Here is a 22,893-nt window from a genome sequence, read left to right on the forward strand (position 1 = left end):
GTTCAGCATCGCCTGGGTGGACAGAGCCAGTACACCCGCAGGCACTGACATTCCTGCCTGCGGCATCACCCGCCGGCACAGGACCCGGGTTTCCCTAGGCGTTGAAGAATGCCTTCAGGTCATCCACGCGGTCCAGGCGCTCCCAGGTGAAGTCCGGATCGTCTCGGCCGAAGTGTCCGTGTGCGGCAGTCTTGGCGTAAATGGGCCGCTTCAGGTCCAGGGCGTCGATGATGGCGCGGGGCCGAAGGTCGAAAATCTCCGCGATGGCGGCGCTGATGCGTGCGGGATCCACCGTTTCGGTGCCGAAGGTTTCAACGTAGGTTCCCACGGGGCGGGCCTGGCCGATGGCGTAAGCAATCTGGATCTCCGCACGCTTGGCCAGTCCTGCTGCCACCACGTTTTTGGCAACCCACCGCATGGCGTAGGCAGCGGACCGGTCCACCTTGGACGGATCCTTGCCGGAGAAGGCACCGCCGCCGTGGCGGGCCATGCCGCCGTAGGTGTCTACGATGATCTTCCGGCCGGTGAGGCCGGCATCGCCCACGGGCCCGCCGATCACGAATTCACCGGCCGGGTTCAGGATGTTCGCCGCACGGGAAATGTCCAGGTTGGCCCCGGCCAGGACGGGTTCGATGACAATGGAGGCCAGATCCGCACGGAGCTGTTCCAGGCTTGCACCCTCAGCGTGCTGGCTGGAGATCACAACAGTTTCGACAGAGACGGGAAGGTCCTTGTCATAGCCCACAGTCACCTGGGTTTTGCCGTCCGGGCGCAGGTAGGGCAGCTGGCCTGACTTGCGAACTTCGGTGAGCCGCTCCGAGAGGCGGTGTGCGAGCCAGATGGGCGTGGGCATGTAGGACGGAGTCTCGTCGCTGGCGTAGCCGAACATCAGGCCCTGGTCGCCGGCGCCCTGGAGGTCGTAGTCGTCCTCCTGGCGTCCCTCACGGGCTTCAAGGGAGTTGAAGACTCCCCCGGCGATGTCGTTGGACTGCTGGCCGATGGACACGGAAACACCGCAGCGGGCACCGTCGAAGCCGTTGGCCGAGGAGTCGTAGCCGATGCCCAGGATGGTCTCGCGGACAATTTGCGGGATTTCGACGTAGGCGTCGGTGGTGACCTCGCCGGCCACGTGGACCAGGCCTGTCGTGGCCATGGTCTCCACGGCAACGCGGGATTCCGGGTCCTTGTCCAGCAGGGCGTCAAGAATGGCGTCACTGATCTGGTCGCAGATCTTGTCCGGATGGCCCTCGGTGACCGACTCGGAGGTGAAGAGCCGGAGCGCGGAGGGCGTGGCCGCGTGGGACTGGGGAAGGTGCAGCGGTAAAGTCACTCAACTACCTTACTGGTTGGAATCCGTAGGCCCCGCAGGAGAAGTCCTCGTACTAAGCGGACGTGGCCTGGAACACTCAGGCGCGGGGCGAAACGTGGTTCAGTTCGAAGCCGATCCGGCTGATGATGGCGGCCGAAACTTCCGTCTTGGTTCCGGCCGCCTCCTGTGGCTCGGCACCGGAACGGGACAGGATGACAACGGAATTGGTGTCCTGGCCGAAAACCTTGTCAGCGCCCACGTGGTTGACTACCAGCAGGTCGCAGCCTTTGCGCTGGAGCTTAGCTTCGGCGTACGCGCGGACATCGCCGTGGCTGTCCCCGGTTTCCGCGGCGAATCCGACGATCAGCTGCTGCCCCTCCCCGGATCCGGAGATGTTCCGGCGCTCCACAAGTTCATGCAGGATGTCCGGGTTGCGGACCAGCGTGATGACAGGATCGGCGGTATCGTCGCGCTTCTTGATTTTGGTGTGTGAGACCTCTGCCGGGCGGAAGTCGGCCACCGCAGCGGACATAATAACAACGTCGGAATCGGCAGCGGCTGCCAGCGCGGCCTCCCGCAGCTGCAGGGCGGTCTCCACATGCACCACTTCCACCCCGGCCGGCGGGGGAACTTCCATGTGGGCCGCGAGCAGCCGGACTGTTGCCCCGGCATTCCGTGCAGCGACGGCCAGCGCAACGCCCTGCTTGCCGGAGGACCGGTTGCCGAGGAACCGGACGGGATCCAGGGGTTCGCGGGTTCCGCCGGCGCTGATGGTGACGGTCCGGCCGGCCAGCGGCAACTGGTAGTCCGACTGCCCCTGGACCAGGGCCATGGCGGCGTCGAAAATCACTTCGGGTTCGGGCAGCCTGCCCGGTCCGGAGTCGGATCCCGTCAGCCGGCCGGTGGCGGGCTCAAGGACTGCTGCGCCGCGGCGGCGCAGGGTTTCGACGTTGGCGCGGGTGGCCGGGTGCTGCCACATTTCTGTGTGCATGGCAGGGGCGAACAGCACCGGACCGTGGGCCATCAGCAGGGTGTTGGTGAGGAGGTCGCCGGCTTGGCCGGTGGCTGCTTTGGCCAGGAGGTCGGCTGTGGCCGGGGCGATGACCACCAGGTCCGCTTCATGGCCCAGGCGGACGTGGTTGACCTGGTGGACGTCGTCGAAAACACTGTTGCTGACCGGGTTCCCGGACAACGCCTCCCAGGTGGCAGTTCCCACGAAGCGGGTGGCCGCCTCCGTGGGGATCACTGTGACGTGATGGCCGGCTTCAGTAAAAAGCCGGAGGAGCGATGCCACCTTGTAGGCGGCAATCCCTCCCCCGACTCCGAGGACTATGCGCACGTGACCTCCGTCAACAGCACGTCAGGCGGCAGAATTACTCCGCGGCTTCGATCGGCGTGGAAACCAGCTTGCCTTCGTTGATCTCGCGCAGGGCGATCGAAAGCGACTTTTCATTCAGCTTGGTGTCAACCAGCGGGCCGACGTACTCGAAGAGGCCCTCGTGCAGCTGGGCGTAGTAGGCGTTGATCTGACGAGCACGCTTGGCACCGAAGATCACCAGGCCGTACTTGGAATCGGCTGCTTCGAGCAGCGAGTCGATCGGCGGGTTGATGATGCCTTCAAGGTTCGTGGACACGAATTCTCCAAATTCCTAGCGGGCTGACGCTTCCCGCGCTCCGTGCGGATGCGGGGTCAGCCCCATGAGTGAAACAAGCTCGTCCGCCGCCCGGCGAACGTCGTCATTGATGACGGTATGATCGAACTCCGGTTCAGCAGCAAGCTCCAGTTTAGCGGTTTCCAGCCGGCGCTGCTGTTCCTCAGGTGTTTCAGTGCCGCGGCCCACAAGCCGGCGTACCATTTCGTCCCAGCTGGGCGGAGCCAGGAAGACGAACTGTGCGTCCGGAACGGCAGCCTTCACCTGGCGGGCTCCCTGCAGGTCGATCTCCAGCAGCACCGAGCGTCCTTCGGCGATGGCCTTGTTCACGGTGCTTTTCAGGGTGCCGTACGTATTCTCCCCGTGGACCACTGCCCACTCCAGGAGCTCGCCTCCGGCGACCAGGCGCTCAAACTCCTCCTTGGATTTGAAGAAGTAGTGCACGCCGTCGATTTCACCCGGCCGGGGTGCCCGGGTGGTGGCTGATACAGACAGCCAGACCTCCGGGTAGTTGTCCCGGATGAAGGTGGACACGGTGCCTTTGCCAACAGCCGTCGGACCTGCGAGGACTGTCAGTCCAGGTTTTTTGCTCACGTATTCCTTTAGGCCGGAGTTCGGGGAAGGCGGCCGGGGGCCAGCCCTAGTTCTCGTCTATAAAATCTACCAGCGCCCGGCGCTGGTGGACGCCGAGGCCCCGGAGCCTGCGGGAAGCCGCAATACCGAGCTGCTTCATGATGGCGGCAGCACGGACTTTACCGATACCTGGCAAAGCCTCCAGCAACTCCGAAACCTTCATCCGCGCCATGGCTTCATCTTCCAACGCCGAGCTGATGATCTGTGCCGCGGACCTCTCGCCGTTCTTCAGGCTTTCCTTGGCCGCCGCCCGGGTTGCCCTGGCTGCTGCCGCCTTGTTCAGGGCATCAGTACGCTCGGACGCGGATAAGGGTCGCAGCACCATGGGTGACACCCCCGATTTCGGCGGATACGTCCAAGGGCGGCCGCCCTTGGACGTATCCTGAAACTACCCTTTGGTGCTGCTCGAATCAATGCATCCGGGCGAAACGGCCAGCGATTCATCGGCAGTATCTTATTCGCCCCGCAACCCGTCGAGCGTCCGCCGGGCGGCGTCCCGCAGTGCCTCCCGCTTGGGGCCGGCGGAGAGGATCTCCCGGCTGGAAGTTCCGAGCACCTGCGCATAGGCGTTGCCGAAGGTGGCGCGGAGATGGGCCGGGGTGGCCCCCTGTGCGCCGAGGCCCGGTGCCAGGATGGGTCCGCGCATGGCGGCGAGGTCCATGTCCAGGTCCACCAGGGCGGAGCCGACCGTGGCACCGACCACCAGTCCCACAGAGCCCAGGTCCCCCGGGTAACGGCGGTTCTCCCCGCCGGCAGCCAGGGCGATGCGGCGTGCCACCGAATCTGCTCCCCCGACATGCTGGACTGACGGCCCTTCGGGGTTGGATGTCAGTGCGAGGACAAAAACCCCCCGCCCGGTTTCAGCCGCGAGGTCCAGCGCGGGGCGCAGCGATTCAAAACCCAGGTAGGGGCTCAGGGTCACCGAGTCGGCGGCCAGCGGGGAACCGTCCCGGAGCCACGCGTCAGCATAGGCAGCCATCGTGGATCCGATGTCGCCGCGCTTTGCGTCGGCAATGGTCAGCACGGACTCATCCCGGGCGATGGCAAGGACCTCCTCCAGTACAGCCATCCCGGCGGACCCGTGGCGCTCGTACAACGCCACCTGCGGCTTGACGGCGGCAGCGAGGGAAGCGACCGCGTCCAGGACTGTCAGGGAAAACGAGCGGAGGCCGTCGACGTCGTCCTTCAGCCCCCAGCCGGCCAGCAGGGACGGGTGCGGGTCAATGCCCACGCACAACGGGCCGCGCGCGGCCATCGCCGCGCCGAGCCGGGAGCCAAAGGACTCCCGGCCCTGCACTTCAGCGGTCGCTGGCACCTGCTCAGGCATGCTGCAGGGCCGCCTTCTGTGACTCGGCCAGGGCAGCGGCGTGCTCCTGCAGGCTGGTGACCGACCATTCGTACGTCCGCATGGCCTCGATCGCCTGGACCGCTGCGTTGAATTCGGCCACCGTAGTGATGCAGGGAATGCCGATGGACGTGGCGGCGGCGCGCAGCTCGTAGCCGTCGCTGCGGGCCTCGCCGCCGGAGGGCGTGTTGAAGACCATGTCGATCTCGCCGGCAATAACGAGGTCCGCGATGGTGCCCTCGCCCTCCGCGCTGCTTCCTTCCGCCACCTTGCGCACCGGAGTGGCCTGGATGCCGTTGCGGCGCAGGACGTCCGCGGTGCCGCCGGTGGAGACGATCTCGAAGCCGAGGTCGGAAAGCCGCTTGACGCCCATGATCACAGAACGCTTGTCGCGGTTGGCCACGGAGACAAAGATCTTCCCTTCGGTGGGCAGCGCGTTGTTGGCTGCTGCCTGGCTCTTGGCGAACGCGGTATCGAAGTGCTTGTCGATGCCCATGACCTCGCCGGTGGAGCGCATTTCCGGTCCGAGCAGGGAGTCAACCACCTTGCCCTCAAGGGTACGGAAGCGGCTGAACGGCAGGACTGCTTCCTTGACGGACACCGGGGCGTCCAGGGGCAGGGTGGAGCCGTCGCCGGTTTCGGGCAGCATCTTGTAGGCGCTGCGGAGTTGTCCGATGGTCACGCCGGTGCCGATCAGGGCGGCGGCCTTGGCCATCTGCACGCCGGTGGCCTTGGACACGAACGGCACCGTCCGGGACGCGCGGGGGTTGGCTTCGAGCACGTACAGGACGTCGGAGGCCAGGGCGAACTGGATGTTGATCAGGCCGCGGACACCTACGCCTTCGGCGATGGCACGGGTTGCGGTACGCACCCGCTCCAGGACATTGGTGCCCAGGGTGATGGGCGGCAGGACGCAGGCGGAGTCGCCCGAGTGGATGCCGGCTTCCTCGATGTGCTCCATGATGCCACCCAAGTACATGTCCGTACCGTCGAAGAGGGCGTCGACGTCGATTTCGACGGCGTCCTCCAGGAACCGGTCGATCAGCACCGGGTGGTCCGGGGTGATTTCCGTGGCGTTGGCGATGTAGCGGGACAGGTTGGGCTCGTCGTAGACGATCTCCATGCCGCGGCCGCCCAGCACGTAGGACGGGCGGACCAGGACCGGGTAGCCGATCTCGTCGGCGATCTTCTTGGCGTCCTCGAAGGAGACGGCCGTGCCGTTCTTCGGAGAAACCAGGCCGGCCTTGTCCAACACACGGGAGAACAATCCGCGGTGCTCGGCCAGGTCGATGGCTTCCGGGGACGTGCCCAGGATGGGCACTCCGGCGTCGGCGAGCTGCTGGGCGAGCTTGAGCGGGGTCTGGCCGCCGAGCTGGACGAAGACGCCCATCACACCGCCGGTGCGTTCCTCGGCCGCGATGACCTCCAGCACGTCCTCGAGCGTCAGCGGCTCGAAGTACAGGCGGGTGGAGACGTCGTAGTCCGTGGACACGGTCTCCGGGTTGCAGTTCACCATCACGGTCTCGTAGCCGGCCTTCCGCAGTGCCATGGAGGCATGGACGCAGGAGTAGTCGAACTCGATGCCCTGGCCGATCCGGTTGGGGCCGGAGCCGAGGATCAGGATGGACGGCTTGGAGTGCAGCGCAACCTCGTCCTCCTCGTCATAGGCCGAGTAATGGTACGGCGTGTACGCGGCGAATTCGGCGGCGCAGGTGTCCACGGTCTTGTAGACGGGGCGGATGCCCAGTGCCTGGCGGACACCGCGGACCACGGCCTCAGAGTTGTGGGTGAGGGTGCCGATCTGCTCGTCCGAGAAGCCGTGGCGCTTGGCGCGCTTGAGCATGTCAGCCGTGAGCGCCCCGGCCTGGCGGATCTCGCGGGAGATCTCGTTGAGCAGCTGGAGCTGGTCCAGGAACCATGGGTCGATCTTGGTGGCCTCGAAGAGGTCCTCCACGCTGGCGCCGCCCAGGAGGGCGCGCTGGACCTGGTGCAGCCGCTCCGTCGTCGGGCGCTTTGCCTTTTCGATGAGCTCGGCAACTTCCCATTCGGGGACGGAGCTGAAGTCCAGCTGCGAGCCCTTCTGCTCCAGCGACCGCAGCGCCTTCTGCAGGGCCTCGGTGAAGTTGCGGCCCATGGCCATGGCCTCGCCCACCGACTTCATGGTGGTGGTGAGGGTGTTGTCCGCTGCCGGGAACTTCTCGAAGGCAAAGCGCGGCACCTTGACCACAACGTAGTCCAGGGTGGGTTCGAAGGATGCGGGGGTCTTCTGGGTGATGTCGTTGGGGATTTCGTCCAGCGTGTAGCCCAGGGAGAGCTTGGTGGCGATCTTGGCGATGGCGAAGCCGGTGGCCTTGGATGCCAGCGCTGAAGAGCGGGACACGCGCGGGTTCATCTCGATGACCACCACGCGCCCGGTGGCGGGGTCGATGGCGAACTGGATGTTGCAGCCGCCGGTGTCCACGCCCACTTCACGGATCACTGCGATGGAGATATCGCGCAGCCGCTGGTATTCGCGGTCGGTGAGGGTGAGGGCCGGCGCCACCGTGATGGAGTCGCCGGTGTGGACGCCTACGGGGTCGAAGTTCTCGATGGAGCAGACCACCACGACGTTGTCGTTCTTATCCCGCATCATCTCGAGCTCGTATTCCTTCCAGCCAAGGATGCTCTCTTCGAGCAGCACCTCGCTGGTGGGGCTGTACTGCAGGCCCTGGCCCACGATGCGGCGAAGGTCGTCCTCGTTGTAGGCAAGGCCCGAGCCCAGACCGCCCATGGTGAAGGACGGCCGGACCACCATGGGGTAGCCGAGGTCCTCGGCGGCCGTCAGCGCCTCGTCCATGGTGTGGATGATGTGGCTGCGGGCGGACTCGGCACCACAGCGTTCCACCACGCCCTTGAACTTCTCGCGGTCTTCGCCGAGTTCGATCGCGGCGATGTTGGCGCCGATGAGCTCCACGTTGTACTTCTCGAGGACACCGTTCTTGTCCAGTGCGATGGCCGTGTTCAGGGCCGTCTGGCCGCCCAGGGTAGGCAGCACGGCGTCCGGGCGTTCCTTGGCGATGATCTTCTCCACCACCTCGGGGGTGATGGGCTCGACGTACGTGGCGTCGGCGAACTCCGGGTCGGTCATGATGGTGGCCGGGTTGGAGTTGACGAGGATGACCCGCAGGCCCTCCTCTTTGAGGACGCGCAGCGCCTGCGTGCCGGAGTAGTCGAATTCGGCGGCCTGGCCGATGACGATCGGGCCGGAACCAATGACGAGGACGCTCTTGAGATCTGTACGTTTCGGCATTACTTCTTGTCCTCAGTCTTGTTGTCGTTTTTGTGTTCGCCTGTGTGGTCCGCTTGCGCAGGGTGGGCAGAGTCCACGGGGTCCTTGGACAGGTTGGCGGTCCTGCCGTCCCGGGTGCCCTCCATCAGGTCGATGAAGCGGTCGAACAGGTACGCGGCGTCGTGGGGGCCGGCCGCTGCCTCGGGGTGGTACTGCACGGAGAAGGCGGGGATGTCCAGGCAGGCGAGGCCTTCCACGACGTCGTCGTTCAGGCTGACGTGGCTGACCTCGACGCGCCCGTAACGCGACTCCGGGGCCTGGGTGGCGCCGTCGAGCGGCGCGTCCACGGCGAAGCCATGGTTCTGGGAGGTGATCTCCACCTTGCCCGTGCGGCGGTCCATCACCGGCTGGTTGATGCCGCGGTGGCCGTAGCGCAGCTTGTAGGTGCCGAAGCCCAGCGCGCGGCCCAGGATCTGGTTCCCGAAGCAGATGCCGAAGTAGGGCAGTTTTTCGTCCAGGACGGAGCGGAGCAGCTTGACCTGGGCGTCGGCGGTGGCGGGGTCGCCGGGGCCGTTGGACATAAAGAAACCATCCGGGTTGACGGCTTTGACGTCGTCGAGGGTGGCGGTGGCGGGGAGTACGTGGACGCGGACGCCGCGCTCGGCGAACCGGACGGGCGTCATGGCCTTGATGCCGAGGTCGACGGCGGCGATGCTGAACCGGGGTTCCCCGTCCCAGCCGTGGTCCTTCGGTTCCACCACGTACGCCTCGTCCACGCTGACTTCCTCGGCAAGCCTGGCGCCTTCCATCGGGGCGCTGGCCAGTACGGCGTCGAGCAGTTCCTTGTCCGAGGCCCGGGCGGCTTCACCGGAGAAGATGCCGGCACGCATGGTCTTGTGCTCGCGCAGGTGGCGGGTGATGGCGCGGGTGTCCACACCCTGGATGCCCACGATCCCCTGCGCCACGAGTTCCTCGTCCAGGGAACGCTCCGAGCGCCAGTTGGACGGACGCCGGGCGGCGTCACGGACGATGTAGCCGGCCACCCAGATCCGGCGGGACTCGGCGTCTTCATTGTTCACGCCGGTGTTGCCGATGTGCGGTGCGGTCTGCACCACCAGCTGGCGGGCGTAGGAAGGATCCGTGATGGTTTCCTGGTAGCCGGTCATGCCCGTAGCGAAGACGGCCTCGCCCAGGGCGGTTCCGGTGGCGCCGTAGCTGCTTCCGCGGAAGATGCGGCCGTCTTCGAGCACCAGCGCAGCGGGAGCTGATACAGGAGCGGAAACTGGGGCGGATACTGCGGTGTTTGTAGTCACTGTCTTACTTTCCACTATTGGCATCAGCCGCGGGGGCCGAAGAAATCAATTCCTGAAGTGCTGCGAAAAGCACGTTTCTGTCCTCTGCGCGGCGGGTCCGGAAGCCGGTGTCGAGCTCGTGGCTGCCGTGCACCCATGCCAGCACAAGAAGGCCGTCCTTCTCCACGAACTTGCCCGCCATGCCATTGTCCAGCCGCACCCCGGTGAGGGATGCCGCAGGAATGTACAGCGTCTGCGCTCCGGCCCGGTCATAGAGGACACCGTGCGGGTAGACCTCCAGCGTGGCGTTGGTCCGGATCCCCAGCCCGTGCACGGCGATCCGGTCCAGCCAGTCGCCGCCGGTGGTGGACGCGACGTACTGCCCCTCGGCGCTGCTGACCGGCTCCCCCGGCGCCTCCGGCACCCGCGGCAGCTGTTCGACGTCGGCCTGGCGTCGAAGGCGGTTCCGCCAGCCCAGGCCGATGAGGGCAAAGGCTATGGCGATGAGGGCCAGCGTGATGATCAGCGAGAGCAGCTGGCTGTCCATCAGGCAGCGCCCACGGACGCCGCGTGCGGGTAAGGGGTGTTGAGGACGCCGTTCAGCACGGTGGGGTGGCCCTTGAAGAACGTGGCAACCACCTTGCCGGGCAACTCCATGCCCTTGAACGGGGAGTTCCGTCCCATGGTGGCCATCTTGGCGGGCTCCACCGTCCAGCGCGCGGCGGGGTCCACCAGGATGATGTTGGCGGGCTCCCCTGCTTCCAGCGGCCGGCCTTGGTCCTCGAGGCGGCCGATCTTCGCGGCAGCTGTGGAGGTCACCCGGGCAAAGTCAGCCCAGGTCATCAGGCCGGTCTCGATCATGGTGTGCTGCACTACGGACAGTGCTGTTTCCAGGCCGGTCATGCCCATGGCGGCCTGGGCCCACTCGCATTCCTTGTGCTCGCTGGGGTGCGGTGCATGGTCCGTGCCGACCACGTCGATGGTTCCGTCAGCGAGGCCGGCGCGCAGGGCCTGGACATCGGCGTCGGTGCGCAGCGGCGGGTTCACCTTGTACACGGGGTCGTAGCTGCGGACCAGGTCATCGGTCAGCAGCAGGTGGTGCGGGGTGACCTCGGCCGTGACGTTGATGCCGCGCTGCTTGGCCCAGCGGATGATCTCCACCGACCCTGCCGTCGAAACGTGGCAGACGTGGAGCCGGGAACCAACGTGCTGGGCGAGCAGCACGTCGCGCGCGATGATGCTTTCCTCAGCGACGGCAGGCCAGCCGGTGAGCCCCAGCACGGCCGACACTTCGCCCTCGTTCATTTGGGCTCCGGCGGTGAGGCGCGGTTCCTGCGCGTGCTGGGCCACCACGCCGTCGAAGGCCTTGACGTACTCCAGTGCACGGCGCATGAGGACGGGATCGTGCACGCAGATGCCGTCGTCGGAGAACATCCGGACTCTGGCGCGGGAATCAGCCATGGCGCCGAGTTCGGCGAGCTGTTCGCCGGCCAGGCCCACGGTGACGGCGCCTACGGGCCGCACGTCCACCCAGCCGGCCGCCTGGCCCAGGCTGTACACCTGCTCCACCACGCCGGCGGTGTCCGCCACGGGAGTGCTGTTGGCCATGGCGTGGACGGCGGTGTACCCGCCGAGGGCGGCGGCCCGGGTACCGGTCTCAACGGTTTCGGCGTCCTCGCGGCCGGGCTCGCGGAGGTGTGTGTGGACATCCACCATGCCGGGCAGCGCCACCAGGCCGGCGGCTTCGATAACGGTGGCCCCTGTGGCCCTACCTTCAGCGGTAAGCCCTGTTCCGGTTTCGGCGATGACGCCGTCGCGGATCAGCAGGTCCGCCGGCTCGCCGCCCAGGAGTGAGGCGCCGCGGATCAGATAGGTTCCGGTGTTGACTGCCATCAGTTGCTCTCCTTGGTGGAATGGGTGCCGGCATAGGCCAGGGCGGGGGCGGCTGGTTCGCGGGTGTCCCCGGAGAGCAGCAGGTAAAGGGCGGCCATCCGCACGGACACGCCGTTGCGGACCTGGGCCAGGACGGTGGAGCGGGGGGAATCGGCGGCGGCAGCGGAAATTTCCAGGCCCCGGTTCATGGGCCCGGGGTGCATGATGATGGTGTCCTTCATGCCCAGGGTGTCCAGCGCGCGCAGCCTGTTGTCATCGAAGCCCCAGCGCCGCGAGTATTCCCGGGTGCTGGGAAAGAAGGAGGCGTTCATGCGTTCGCCCTGCACGCGGAGCATCATTACGGCGTCAACGCCCTGCTGGAGGGTTTCGTCCATGTCGTAGCTCACCGTGCAGGGCCACTTTTCGACGCCGATGGGCAGCAGGGTGGGCGGCGCCACCAGGGTGACCTCGGCACCGAGGGTGCGCAGGAGCCAGACGTTGGAGCGTGCCACCCGGGAGTGCAGGACGTCCCCGGCGATGGCCACCCGCATTCCCTTAAGGTCTGCGCCTTCGGATCCGGTGCCGGCCAGGCGGGTCCAGTGGCGGCGCATGGTGAACGCATCAAGCAGCGCCTGGGTGGGGTGTTCATGGGTGCCGTCACCGGCGTTGATGACCGCGGCATCGATCCAATCCGTCGCGGCCAGCCGGTGCGGTGCCCCGGAGGCCCAGTGGCGGATGACAACAGCGTCCGCGCCCATCGCGGACAGCGTCTGGGCAGTGTCCTTGAGGGACTCCCCCTTGGAGACCGAAGAGCCCTTCGCGGCGAAGTTGATGACATCCGCGGACAACCGCTTGGCGGCGGCTTCGAAGGAGATGCGGGTGCGGGTGGAGTCCTCGAAGAAGAGGTTCACCACAGTGCGGCCGCGCAGGGCGGGCAGTTTCTTGACCTCACGGTCGCCCACGGCAGCCATTTCCTCGGCGGTGTCGAGGATGCGGATGGCGTTGGCCAGGCTGAGGTCTTCGGTGGAAAGGAGATGCTTCACGAGCGGCCCTCGATGACTACTTCGTTGACGGGGGTGCCGCCGGGGGCGGTGTCCGTTTCCTCGAGCCGGACACGGACTTTCTCGGTTGAGGAGGTCGGCAGGTTTTTGCCCACATGGTCTGCCCGGATGGGGAGCTCGCGGTGGCCCCGGTCAATGAGCACGGCGAGGCGTACGATGCGGGGCCGGCCCAGGTCAACGAGGGCGTCCAAGGCGGCGCGGATGGTGCGGCCCGAGTACAGGACGTCGTCGATGAGGACCACCACTTTGTTGTCGATGCCCGTACGGGGCAGCTTGGTGGGGTACGGCGGGCGCGTGCCCTGGTGGGACAGGTCGTCACGGAACATGGTGACGTCGAGCTGGCCGACGATGGCCCCGGCGTCCACGGTGGGATCGGCTGCGGCGATCTTCCCGGCGAGCCGGGCGGCCAGCGGATAACCGCGGCGTGGAATGCCGAGCAGGACGAGGTCCTGGGAACCTTTGTTGGCCTCGAGGATCTCATGGGCGATACGAGTGAGGGCCCGGTCAATGTCCGCCTGGCTGAGGACCACCCTGGCTGGAACCGGTGCGCTGGTGACAGAAGTCAACGCTCGTCTCCCCTTTCCCCGCCTCACAGGACGGAATTAAAAAAGGATCATGTGCGTTTCAAAATTACCATACGGGCATGGCGGCACCCGTGCGGGAAGGACGCGGTGATGGTCACACTTCCCGCCGCTCGAGGGGCAGGATCCTTGGAGGTGCGGCGGGAGCCACCTAGGCTTTCGGATATGTCGATGCATCCCCGCTACCCTGCGTCCGGACCGCCCGAAGATCCCTTCCCGGGCGGGGGCACACCGCTCCCCCGTGACGCCAACCCGAGCTGGATGGGCCAGGTGCAGCCGGGCAACTACCGCTCCGCCCCTGGGCACCAGGGCCATCCCGTGAATACCTTCGTGCCGCGGGAGGTTCAAGGCACTGTGGTCCGGGCCGGCCGGGCCCGGAGCGGGAGCCTTGTTGCGTTGACCATCGGCGGCAGTGCCCTGGCCTTCCTTAGCCTGTTCCTGGTGGTGCCGTTCCTGTTGTCGAACACGGGTGCGGCGGGGTTCCTGGTAGGTTTCCTGGCTTCGCTCATTCCCCTCTCGGTGGTCCTCCTGGCGGTCCATGTCATCGACAAATGGGAACCCGAGCCGAAGCGCCTGCTGTACTTCGCCTTCACCTGGGGCGCAGCCGTATCCATCGCAGTCACCCTGCTGATCCAGCCGTTTTTTGTCCTGGGCTTCCAGTTGTCCGATGAAGCGGACCTGCAGACCTTCATGGCCACAGTCCAGGCCCCGATCGTGGAGGAGTTCGCCAAATCCCTGGGGCTGCTGCTCCTGCTGTTGCTGGCCAGGCGGCATTTCGACGGGCCTGTTGACGGGGTGGTTTTCGCCTTTACTGTTGCCGGCGGCTTCGCCTTCACCGAGAACATCCTGTACTTCGGCAGGGCCATCGCCGAATCGGCAAACCCGGCCAGTGATTTCGCCCAGGTGTTTTTCCTCCGGGGCGTCATGTCCCCCTTCGCCCACGCGATCTTCACCGGCACCACCGGGCTCATCATGGGCTTCGCGGCGCGGCGGTGGCACGCGGGCGCTTCGGTAGCCGCTTTCTTTGTGGGGCTGCTTCCGGCCATGTTCCTCCACAACCGCTGGAACAGCATGGGCCAGGGCTTCCTGGTGGACTACATCCTGGTCCAGGTTCCCATCTTCTTCCTTGCTGTGGGCGGCATCATCCTCCTGCGCGTCGCAGAGAAACGGCTCACCCGCCAGCGCCTGCTTGAATACTCCGCCGCCGGCTGGTTCACGCCTGCCGAAGTGGAGCTCCTCGCCACGTTCGGCGGCCGCCGCACTGCACTTAACTGGGCGGGCAGCTATGGCAGGAAGCGGCAGATGAAGGAATTCCTGAGGGCCGCGACGCACCTTGCCAACACGCGGCAGCGCATCCTCAGCGGCCGCGACGTGCAACTGCACCAGGCTGAGGAGCGGCAGCAGCTGCAGCACATCCTGGCCCTGAGGGCCGCCGTCGCGCGTTGAACTCCCGGCCCCGCCCCGGACACGGCTAACGACGGCCCGCGCTCTCCGTTGACAGCAAAAGTGCCTCATCCAGCACTTTCCCGAAGTTGGCGGCATCGTGGGCAAACCTGCCCAGGAAGAGCCCCGAGACGCCGTCCAGCGTGGGCAGGAGCCCTGGTTTTGCCGAGCCGCCATAAATAATCGGCAGGCTCCGCAGGGCTGCACCCGCCTCCGCTTCATGGGCGCCGAGAAGGGCGCGGAGTGAATGGATTACAGCCGAAACGTATTCGGCGCCGGCGGGTTCTGCTGCCCCAATGGCCCATACGGGCTCGTAGGCGATGAGGAGCCGGGATGCCAACTTCCAGTCCCCGCCTACGGCGTCGTTGATTTGCTGGTGGACGAACTCGGCCGCCGCCGCTGGTCCCGCTTCTGCCATGTCCCCGCGGGTTTCCTCACCAACGCACAGCAGGGCCGTGATCCCTGCTGCGTCGGCTGCCTGGACCTTGCGCGCGATCACTTCGCTGTCTTCGCCGAAATGCCGCCGCCGTTCGGCGTGCCCGATCTCCACCAGGGCAACTCCCAGTTCCGCCAGGAGGGAAGGCGATACCTCCCCTGTCCAGGGACCGTCAGCCCAACCACAGTTTTGGGCGCCGAGGCGCACCGGCGATCCTGCGAGTATTGTGCCGGCAGCGGGAAGCACTGGGAAAGCGGGAATCACAAACGGGACCACCCGTCCGGCCGCAAGGGCCGGACGGGTGTCCACTTCGTGCCGGGCCTGCGCGAGCCATTCCATGGATTCCCGGTAACCCAGGTACATCTTGGTGCTGACCCCGATGTACAAGGTGTTGGTCATGGCCGGTTCCTTTCCGGAGGCGCGTTCAGGCACGGCTGGGACTCATTTGGTATCGAGCAGATCGTCCGCCTTGTTGCGGAACCGCTTGGTGGCGTACATCATGGCGGCGGCCAGGAACGGAAGCACACCCAGGGCAAAGACGCCCGCGGAGCCGGTGGAGTCGGCCGCGATCCCGTTGACGCTGGTGCGCAGGATTGGCGCAACAAAGCCGCCGAGGTTTCCGAGGGAGTTGATCAGGCCGATGCCGGCGGCTGCGGCCGTGCCCGTGAGGAACGCTGTGGGGTAGGACCACGCGATGGGCCCGATGGAGAGGAAACTGCAAACGGCCAACGTGATGAAGATGATGCCAAGCGCCGGGAGGTGGTTTGTGCCGGCCCACGCGGAGCCGAAGATGCATAGGCCGGTGGAGATAAACAGCCCGTTCCCCCAGATCCGGCGGCGGACCAGGGTGTTTGCGGCCTTGCCGATGAGGTAGCAGGCGAAGATGCCAAAGAACCACGGGATGGCTGCCATCAGGCCGACGGCGAGACCCACCTTTTGGCCTGTCAGCTGGGCCACCTGCTGCGGCAGGTAGAAGGTGACTCCGTAAACGGCGATCTGCAGGCAGAAGTAGATGATGGTGAAGTACCAGACCTTGCCGTTCTTCATGGCTGCAAGCACGCCGCGCGGCCCTGTTTCTTCCTTGACGGTGTCTTCCAGATCCATGACATCCAGCAGTGCTTTCTTTTCAGCGGCGTCCAGGAACTTGGCGTCCTGGGGGCTGTTGATCAGGAAGAAGTACGCCGCGACGCCCGCCAGGACTGCGAGCATGCCTTCGACGAAGAACATGACCTGCCAGCCCTGGACTCCGGGCACCTGGTCACCGATGTTGATCAGCCAGCCGGACAGCGGTGCGCCCATCATCTGCGAGAACGGCTGGGCCAGGTAGAAGATGGCGAACATCTTCACCCGGACTTTGTTGGGGAACCAGGCGGCCAGGAACATGATGACGCCCGGGAACAGGCCGGCTTCGGTCACACCCAGCAGGAAACGCAGGATGATGAAGGACGCCTCGCCCTGGACGAACGCGAAGCAGGCGGACACGATGCCCCAGGTGATGGCGATCCGGGCCAGCCACACCTTCGCCCCGAACTTCGTCAGGAGCAGGTTGCTGGGGATTTCGAACAGGGCGTAGCCGATGAAGAAGATCCCGGCGCCCAAGGCATAGGCACCGGCGGTGATGCCCTTGTCCACGCCCAGGGCGGCTTCGGCGAAGCCGACGTTGGTGCGGTCCAGGAAGGCGACCACATACAGGATCACCAGCATGGGCATAAGGCGGAAGGACGCCTTGGAAATCGCCGATTTCAGGACCGGCGAGTCCAGGAGCTCCTTGGTGGATGTTGCGGATAGGGACATCAAAACTCCTCTTTGAGTACTTTGAAGACGTGCTTGGGGTTCTAGCCGGAGACCACGATCATCACGACCCCCGCGATGCAGGCAAGGATGCCCGCGGCGAGGTAGATGGTGCGCGCCCGGGTCCAGGAACCAAGCCCGGTGGTTCGGGGTGTTGCTGCTGATGAAGGCCGTACCGGTGAAAGCCGTGCCAGTCGTTTGCTGTTATGTGCCAAGGCCGACCTTCCTTAATGCATGTAGAGCCCGCCGTCCACATTCAGCGTCTGGCCGGAGATGTATCCGGCGTCCTCGCTGATGAGGAAGGCGATGGCTGCGGCGATGTCACGCGTGGACCCGACCCGGTTGACCACCAGGTCCTTCGTCAGTTCGTCCTTGCGTTCCTGGCTCAGGGTGCCGCCCATGATGTCCGTGTCGATCGGGCCGGGGGAAATGGCGTTGACGGTGATGTCGTACTCCCCCAGTTCGCGGGCGGTGGAGCGGGTCAGTCCGATCACGCCGGCCTTTGCCACAGAGTAAGGCGTCTTGGAGTAGGTGCCGCCGCCACGCTGGGCAGAAACCGAGGAGATGTTGACGATCCGGCCGATCCGGTTCTTCACCATGGACTCGGCCACCCGGCGCGTGGCGTAATGGACGCCATTGAGGTTGATGTTGAGAACCCGGTCCCATTCGGCCCCGTCCAGCTCCAGGTAAGGAACGGGGGAACTGACACCGGCAACGTTGGCAAGGGCCACGATCTGGGGCAGCTCCGCCTCGATCGAGTCAACGGCGAAGCGGACCGATGCTTCGTCTGCCACGTTGGCACCCACACCGTGGGCCTGGACGCCGTATTGGGACGACAATTCCTTGGCCGCGGCCTTGCACAGGGCGTCATCGAGGTCAATGATGCCGATGTTCCAGCCTTGGGCGGCAAGGTAGTTCGCGGTGGCCCGGCCGATGCCGCGCTCGGAGACTGCTCCGGTGATGATGGCCGTGCGTTGTGCGGGAAAACTGCTCATGGTTGCTCCTGGGGAAAGACGGAATGTGTTAGCTGATGGGCGCGGGGCCGAGGTCTTCAAGCAGCTTCTGCATGGCGACGTAGGCCTTGTTGCGGTACGCGATCAGCTCGGGTGTGCGCTCCGCCGGGACGTTGAGGAAACCCGCTCCGGTCTTGGTGCCAAGTTTTCCGGCTTCCACCAGGTCGCTGAGGATCTTCGGGGTGGCAAACCGCACGGGGAAGTCGGTCTGCAGGGACTTGTAGCAGAAGTTGTACACGTCCAGCCCGGCCATGTCCGCAATCGCGAACGGGCCGAAGAAGGGCAGCCGGAAGCCGAAGGTAGTGCGGACCAGGGTGTCCACATCGTCCGCCGTGGCAATGCCCTGCTCCACGAGCTGCGCAGCTTCGTGGAACAGCGCGTACTGCAGGCGGTTGAGCACGAAGCCGGTGACGTCCTTGACTACCGCAGTCTGCTTGCCGGACGCGTGGACCAGCTCACGGACCGCGCCGACCGTACTCGCCGAAGTGCCGGCGTGCGGAATGATTTCCACGCCCGGGATGAACGGCGACGGGTTGGAGAAGTGCACGCCGAGGAACCGCTCCGGGTTGGTGACTGGCCCGGACAGTTCGGCGATGGAGATGGTGGAGGTGTTGGAGCCGATGATGGCGTCCGGGCTGGCGGCGGCGCTGATGCGGGCCAGGGTCTGGTGCTTGATGGCGATGACTTCGGGGACGGCTTCTTCGATGAAATCCGCGTCCGCCACGGCCTCCTCGATGTCCTTGGCAGCCCAGAGGTTCTGCTTCAGGATTTCGGTGGAACCCTCCGGGAACAGGCCGTCGGCCACGAACTGGTCCGATTCTGCGAGGAGGCGTTCATAGTTGCTTTGGGCCACCTCGGCCGACACGTCCGCGAGTGCCACGCGTGCCCCGCCGAGGGCCAGGACCTGGGCGATCCCGCCGCCCATGTAGCCGGACCCGACGACGGCGATCTTCCGGCCGCCGTTTGTGTCCGCTGTGGTGGGTGTGTGTGCTGTTTCGCTCATGTTCAGACTGCCTTTGTGTAATCGGGTTCGTAGGAGCAGATGGCGTCCACCTTGGCGGCGGAGGCTGAGGTCTCGTCGAAACGGTAGTCGAGCCATTCGCCTACCAGTTTCTTGGCCAGTTCAAGGCCGATGACGCGCTGGCCCATGGTGAGGACCTGGGCGTTGTTGCTCAGGACGGACCGTTCGACGGAGTATCCGTCGTGGGCGGTCACAGCACGGATGCCCGGGACCTTGTTGGCGGCGATCGCTACGCCCAGCCCGGTGCCGCAGATCAGCAGGGCACGGTCCGCCTCGCCCTCGGCCACTTTCCGGGCGGCGTCGACGGCGACATGCGGGTACGCTGTCGTGTCGTTCGCACTGACGCCCACGTCCACTACGGACGCTACACGGGCGTCTGCCTGCAGCAGCGCCTTCAGCGCCTCCTTGTATTCGACGCCGGCTTCATCGTTGCCGATGACAATGCGCCACAGTTGGTTCGTGGTCATGCTGGGACTCCGTTTCCGGCCGCTGCGGCCAGGTCTGAATCGACGGTCAGTTGTGAATCGATGTAGTGCGAGATCCGGGCGGCGATCAGTCCGAAGGAAACAGCACCGGGATCCGGGTGGCCGAGGCTCTTTTCCGCCAGCGGACGTGCCCTGCCCTTCAGCGGCCGCAGCCCGGCCGTCCGCGCTGCCGCGGACTCAGCTGCCGCAGCGGCTGCCGCCAATGCCTTATCGACGGGAGCGCCGCCGTCGAGCTCTGCCAGGAATGCGTCCCGGAACGGAAGGAGGGCGTCCACCATGGTCTTGTCCCCGGCGTCGGCCTTGCCCAGGTCGGTGATTGCTCCGGCGAAGGCGTTGACTGCGGCGGCGGCGTCGGAGGCGCCGTAGATTTCCTTGTTGCCAAGCGCGTGGCCGGCTGCGATAACCGCAGAGCCCCACAGCGCGCCCGATGTACCGCCTGCGCGTTCGCTCCAGGCCTCCCCCGCAGCAGCCAGGATGCGGGCGACCGATGAACCGGACGCAGCTTCGGCTGCCGCGGCTGCGGCCTCCACGCCGCGCCGCATGCCGATTCCGTGGTCGCCGTCGCCTGCGATCGCATCCAGCTTGCCGAGTTCCTTTTCATGCTCGACGACGACGTCCCGCACCTGGGCGAGGACCGCCGCTGCCTGCCGGCCAAGTTCTGCCGCAGCAGGGGCGGGCTGTTCCACCTCGGCCGTTCCGGCGTCGTCCATCTCCGCCTTGGCGCGGGGTGCGCGGGCTGACATGCTCCCCTTGCGGAAGGCCGGGGTGTCGGCCGGGGCTGCCCAATAGCGCTCCAGTTCGTCGTCCAGCCACAGCAGGGTGAGGGAGAGGCCGGACATGTCCAGGCTGGTGACCAGCTCGCCGCACTCCGGTTCAACTACAGTCAGGCCGGCGGCGGTGAGGAGCTGTTCGATCTTGCCGAACAGCAGGAACAACTCGTCGTACTTGACTGTCCCCAGGCCGTTGACGATTGCCACCACGCGGCCGCCGGCATCTTCCGGTTTGTCGTTGAGCAGCTTCGAGACCAGGAGTTCGGCGAGCTCCGAGGCCGTGGGCATGGGGTGCTCAGAGATTCCGGGCTCGCCGTGGATCCCCAGGCCCAGCGACATCTGGCCGGACGGGACATGGAACAGCGGATCACTCGCGCCGGGAAGCGTGCAGCCGTCAAACGCCACGCCAAGTGAGCGCGTGCGGTGGTTGGCCTTGATGGCCAGCCGCTCGACGTCGTCAAGGTTCAGGCCGGCTTCGGCCGCAGCGCCCGCGACCTTGAAGACCGTCAGGTCCCCGGCGATGCCGCGGCGCTTCTCAAGCTGGTCGATGGGTGCGCTGGCAATGTCATCGGTCACGGTGACCGTCCGCGTCTCGATGCCCTCCGCGTTGAGCCGGAGCTGGGCCTGGCCAAAATGCAGGACATCGCCGGCGTAGTTGCCGTAGCTGAGCAGCACCCCGCCACCGGCGCTGGCTGCCTTGGCCACGCGGTACACCTGTCCGGCCGCGGGCGAGGCGAACATGTTGCCGCAGGCGGACCCGGCGGCGAGGCCGGGGCCAACGAGGCCTGCGAACGCGGGATAGTGTCCGGAGCCGCCCCCGACCACCAGGGCAACCTGGCCGGCCGGCATCTCAGTGGAGCGGACCACGCCGCCGTCGACCCGGACCACGTACCCGCGGTTGGCCGCCACGAAGCCGTCCAGTGCCTCATCCGCGAAGTCAGCGGGGTTGTCAAAAATCTGAGTCATGGTTCCTCGTTGAATCCTTGTTGGTAATTTCGTATCCGGGCTCGATCACCGGTTTCAATCACACACTGGTGAGCTCAACGGCGGTGGGCTGCTGCCGCCCCTGGGCCACCTGGCTCTTGCCGAGCGCGTAGCCGTCCGTCTTGGGGAGCACATGGCGGCGCAGGTATTCCTGGTTGCTGGCTGTCACGCTGAGGCCGTCACCGCCGTAGTGCTCCGTGCAGAGGATGCCCTGGAAGCCAACGGACAGGGCAAGTTTGAACGCCTCACGGTAGTTGATGAGGCCGCTTTCCATCGGGGCCGGCATGGTGACATACATGTCGCGGGCCACGTCCTCGTCCCGGATGTAGTTCTTCATGTGCCAGTAGTTGGAGTAGGGCAGGGTCTTCGCCACCATCTCACGCCAGTCCTCGATGGGCCGGTGGAGCCGGATCAGGTTACCGAGATCGGGATTAAGTCCAACGTTTGCCAGCCCGATGTCCTGCACGAGCCGCACAGACGAATCCGCGGAGCCAAGGTAGGTGTCCTCGTACATCTCGAGCGACAGGAGGACGCCCACCTCGGCGGCGTGCCGGCCCAGCTCGCGCAGGCGGGAGACTGCATGATCCCACGCTTCCTTGTCCCCGGCCGGATCCTTGTAGCCTTCAACCGTCCAGAACCAGAGCTGCTTTTGCTGCTCGGCCGTGATGGCCTGGTGGAGCCCGAATGACACAACCTCACAGCCCAGTTCCGCAGCGGCGTCGATGGTGCGGTGGCTGTAGGCAAGGTTGGCTTCCCAGTTGCCTTCCTCGATGACGCTGCGGCGGATTGCGGAGATGACCGGCAGGCCGATGCCCACCTCTTCGGCTGTCTGCTTGAACTCGGCAAGTCGTTCCCTGCCCAGGTCGCCAGGGCGGACCCAGCTGTCAGTGAGGTCTGCGTTCGCGAAGCCTGCCTCCTTGACCTCCGTCAGGACTTCTGCCCAGAGGGAAGCATCGGCCTCATTGACATGTACTCCTGATGCGTCCATGGAGGGGAACTGCAGCAACGCTGCCGTGATGGGCCAGTTACCTGCTGTATAGCTCAAGTGCTTGCTCGTTTCCTAGATCGTCTTTCCTATAGGATTTACTATCCAGCAAATGTTGTCAAGATCACGCCTGATGCAGGAGGGTTCTTAGTGTGGTTTAGCTTTCCGGAGCGGCAGCGATCGCCCTGGAGCGGACGTGTTGAATGTGTGCCGCCATGGCCGCTTCTGCTTTCCCGGGATGACCGGCGGAAATAGCATCCAGAACAGCTTCATGCTCGGCTATGGCGCACTCGGCGTCCGTGATGCCCACTCCCCCGAAAAGCCGGAACCGCTGGATTTGGCCGCCCAGAGCCGAATACGCGGCCTCCATGAACTGGTTTCCGGTCTGCTGCGCAATGAGCTGGTGGAACCGCTCGTCTGCCTCCAGATAGTCCTTGAACTCCGCGAAGGCCGGTCCCCGCGGAGCGGACTTCAGGTCCTCAACGGCCTTCTTCAACTCCGCCAGGCCCCCCTGGTCCATGCGTTCGCAGGCAAGCCGGGCATTGACCGGCTCGATGGCCAGCCGTGCCTCCATCAGTTCGGCAAAATCTTCCCGGGTGAAGACCGGGGCCACCCGGTAGCCTTTCAGCGCCACCCGGCGGACCATTCCGGTGTGCTCCAGCCGCGCAAGCGCTTCGCGGACGGGCGTGGGCGAAACGTCGAGATCCCGTGCAGTGCCGTCGATGCTCACCGCGGACCCCGGCGCCAGCCGGCCGTCCATGAGGGAGGCCAAGAGCTCGGTGTAAACGTGGTCGGCCAGCACCTGGCGGTTCACTGCGCGGCCGGAACGGCGGGAACCGGCCTGCTCCAGTGGCGTGGCGTCGGTGCTGTCGAAGGCTTTCTGCATAGTTGAATCCTATAGGGTTGCCCCGGATCCGCACCCGGCAGGTGATGTGGCAAAAGGTGATGACAC

General features: G+C 65.8%; 22 protein-coding genes. 1 reads left to right on the forward strand and 21 read right to left on the reverse strand.

The features are described from left to right. Nucleotides 1–94: 94 nt before the first annotated feature. The 12 genes from metK to pyrR form a co-directional block, all read right to left on the reverse strand. Complete coding sequence (gene metK, locus FBY31_RS03710) at nucleotides 95–1,330, reverse strand: methionine adenosyltransferase (protein ID WP_142037046.1); 1,236 nt, start codon at nucleotides 1,328–1,330, stop codon at nucleotides 95–97. 76 nt (nucleotides 1,331–1,406) lie between these two features. After that, nucleotides 1,407–2,648 carry a bifunctional phosphopantothenoylcysteine decarboxylase/phosphopantothenate--cysteine ligase CoaBC gene (coaBC, locus tag FBY31_RS03715; protein ID WP_142037048.1) on the reverse strand — a complete coding sequence of 414 codons (1,242 nt, stop codon included), beginning with the start codon at nucleotides 2,646–2,648 and terminating at the stop codon, nucleotides 1,407–1,409. A 34-nt stretch (nucleotides 2,649–2,682) separates the two neighbouring features. Beyond that, entirely contained in the window at nucleotides 2,683–2,943 is a 261-nt protein-coding gene (gene rpoZ, locus FBY31_RS03720; protein ID WP_003800778.1) for a DNA-directed RNA polymerase subunit omega, read from the reverse strand. A gap of 15 nt (nucleotides 2,944–2,958) precedes the next feature. Further along, nucleotides 2,959–3,555, reverse strand: coding sequence for a guanylate kinase (gmk, locus tag FBY31_RS03725; RefSeq protein ID WP_142037050.1), 597 nt, complete (start codon nucleotides 3,553–3,555; stop codon nucleotides 2,959–2,961). Between the two features lie 46 nt (nucleotides 3,556–3,601). After that, a complete protein-coding gene (mihF, locus tag FBY31_RS03730; RefSeq protein WP_200833299.1) occupies nucleotides 3,602–3,919 on the reverse strand; it encodes an integration host factor, actinobacterial type in 318 nt (105 codons plus the stop codon). Nucleotides 3,920–4,048: 129 nt separating this feature from the next. Continuing rightward, nucleotides 4,049–4,921, reverse strand: a complete 873-nt coding sequence (pyrF, locus tag FBY31_RS03735) for an orotidine-5'-phosphate decarboxylase (protein ID WP_142037057.1) — start codon at nucleotides 4,919–4,921, stop codon at nucleotides 4,049–4,051. Beyond that, nucleotides 4,914–8,228: a carbamoyl-phosphate synthase large subunit gene (gene carB, locus FBY31_RS03740; protein ID WP_142037059.1), complete on the reverse strand. Its 3,315-nt coding sequence runs from the start codon at nucleotides 8,226–8,228 to the stop codon at nucleotides 4,914–4,916. Before carB ends, pyrF begins: the two co-directional genes overlap by 8 nt. Next, complete coding sequence (gene carA / locus FBY31_RS03745) at nucleotides 8,228–9,544, reverse strand: glutamine-hydrolyzing carbamoyl-phosphate synthase small subunit (protein ID WP_142037061.1); 1,317 nt, start codon at nucleotides 9,542–9,544, stop codon at nucleotides 8,228–8,230. The genes carB and carA overlap by 1 nt, the downstream gene beginning before the upstream one ends. Then, entirely contained in the window at nucleotides 9,525–10,046 is a 522-nt protein-coding gene (locus FBY31_RS03750; RefSeq protein ID WP_142037064.1) for a PH-like domain-containing protein, read from the reverse strand. The genes carA and FBY31_RS03750 overlap by 20 nt, the downstream gene beginning before the upstream one ends. Then, nucleotides 10,046–11,392 (reverse strand): dihydroorotase, encoded by a 1,347-nt coding sequence (locus tag FBY31_RS03755; RefSeq protein ID WP_142037068.1) that lies wholly within the window; start codon nucleotides 11,390–11,392, stop codon nucleotides 10,046–10,048. The genes FBY31_RS03750 and FBY31_RS03755 overlap by 1 nt, the downstream gene beginning before the upstream one ends. After that, a complete protein-coding gene (locus tag FBY31_RS03760; protein ID WP_142037070.1) occupies nucleotides 11,392–12,414 on the reverse strand; it encodes an aspartate carbamoyltransferase catalytic subunit in 1,023 nt (340 codons plus the stop codon). Before FBY31_RS03760 ends, FBY31_RS03755 begins: the two co-directional genes overlap by 1 nt. Then, on the reverse strand, nucleotides 12,411–12,998 hold the full coding sequence (pyrR, locus tag FBY31_RS03765; protein WP_142037073.1) for a bifunctional pyr operon transcriptional regulator/uracil phosphoribosyltransferase PyrR: 588 nt from the start codon (nucleotides 12,996–12,998) through the stop codon (nucleotides 12,411–12,413). The genes FBY31_RS03760 and pyrR overlap by 4 nt, the downstream gene beginning before the upstream one ends. A gap of 180 nt (nucleotides 12,999–13,178) precedes the next feature. Here pyrR and FBY31_RS03770 point away from each other — a divergent pair, with 180 nt between their 5' ends. Continuing rightward, the gene (locus tag FBY31_RS03770; RefSeq protein WP_142037075.1) at nucleotides 13,179–14,459 is read left to right on the forward strand and encodes a PrsW family intramembrane metalloprotease; all 1,281 of its coding nucleotides are present in this window, start codon (nucleotides 13,179–13,181) and stop codon (nucleotides 14,457–14,459) included. 25 nt (nucleotides 14,460–14,484) lie between these two features. Here FBY31_RS03770 and FBY31_RS03775 read toward each other — a convergent pair whose 3' ends face one another. The 9 genes from FBY31_RS03775 to FBY31_RS03810 form a co-directional block, all read right to left on the reverse strand. Next, the gene (locus FBY31_RS03775; RefSeq protein ID WP_142037079.1) at nucleotides 14,485–15,291 is read right to left on the reverse strand and encodes a triose-phosphate isomerase family protein; all 807 of its coding nucleotides are present in this window, start codon (nucleotides 15,289–15,291) and stop codon (nucleotides 14,485–14,487) included. A gap of 42 nt (nucleotides 15,292–15,333) precedes the next feature. Further along, nucleotides 15,334–16,686: an MFS transporter gene (locus FBY31_RS03780; RefSeq protein ID WP_142037081.1), complete on the reverse strand. Its 1,353-nt coding sequence runs from the start codon at nucleotides 16,684–16,686 to the stop codon at nucleotides 15,334–15,336. 41 nt (nucleotides 16,687–16,727) lie between these two features. Further along, nucleotides 16,728–16,898 (reverse strand): hypothetical protein, encoded by a 171-nt coding sequence (locus FBY31_RS22785; RefSeq protein WP_160142437.1) that lies wholly within the window; start codon nucleotides 16,896–16,898, stop codon nucleotides 16,728–16,730. 12 nt (nucleotides 16,899–16,910) lie between these two features. Then, complete coding sequence (locus FBY31_RS03785) at nucleotides 16,911–17,678, reverse strand: SDR family NAD(P)-dependent oxidoreductase (protein WP_142037085.1); 768 nt, start codon at nucleotides 17,676–17,678, stop codon at nucleotides 16,911–16,913. A 28-nt stretch (nucleotides 17,679–17,706) separates the two neighbouring features. Next, nucleotides 17,707–18,699, reverse strand: a complete 993-nt coding sequence (locus FBY31_RS03790) for a 3-hydroxyacyl-CoA dehydrogenase family protein (RefSeq protein WP_142037087.1) — start codon at nucleotides 18,697–18,699, stop codon at nucleotides 17,707–17,709. Between the two features lie 2 nt (nucleotides 18,700–18,701). Further along, on the reverse strand, nucleotides 18,702–19,184 hold the full coding sequence (locus FBY31_RS03795) for a ribose-5-phosphate isomerase (RefSeq protein ID WP_142037090.1): 483 nt from the start codon (nucleotides 19,182–19,184) through the stop codon (nucleotides 18,702–18,704). After that, nucleotides 19,181–20,938: a dihydroxyacetone kinase subunit DhaL gene (gene dhaL, locus FBY31_RS03800; RefSeq protein ID WP_142037093.1), complete on the reverse strand. Its 1,758-nt coding sequence runs from the start codon at nucleotides 20,936–20,938 to the stop codon at nucleotides 19,181–19,183. The genes FBY31_RS03795 and dhaL overlap by 4 nt, the downstream gene beginning before the upstream one ends. Before the next feature lie 58 nt (nucleotides 20,939–20,996). Beyond that, nucleotides 20,997–22,001 carry a sugar phosphate isomerase/epimerase family protein gene (locus tag FBY31_RS03805; RefSeq protein ID WP_142037095.1) on the reverse strand — a complete coding sequence of 335 codons (1,005 nt, stop codon included), beginning with the start codon at nucleotides 21,999–22,001 and terminating at the stop codon, nucleotides 20,997–20,999. Between the two features lie 97 nt (nucleotides 22,002–22,098). Further along, nucleotides 22,099–22,827, reverse strand: coding sequence for a GntR family transcriptional regulator (locus tag FBY31_RS03810; RefSeq protein WP_142037098.1), 729 nt, complete (start codon nucleotides 22,825–22,827; stop codon nucleotides 22,099–22,101). Between the last annotated feature and the right edge of the window lie 66 nt (nucleotides 22,828–22,893).

It is taken from the genome of Arthrobacter sp. SLBN-100 (assembly GCF_006715305.1).
Classification (GTDB): Bacteria; Actinomycetota; Actinomycetes; order Actinomycetales; family Micrococcaceae; genus Arthrobacter.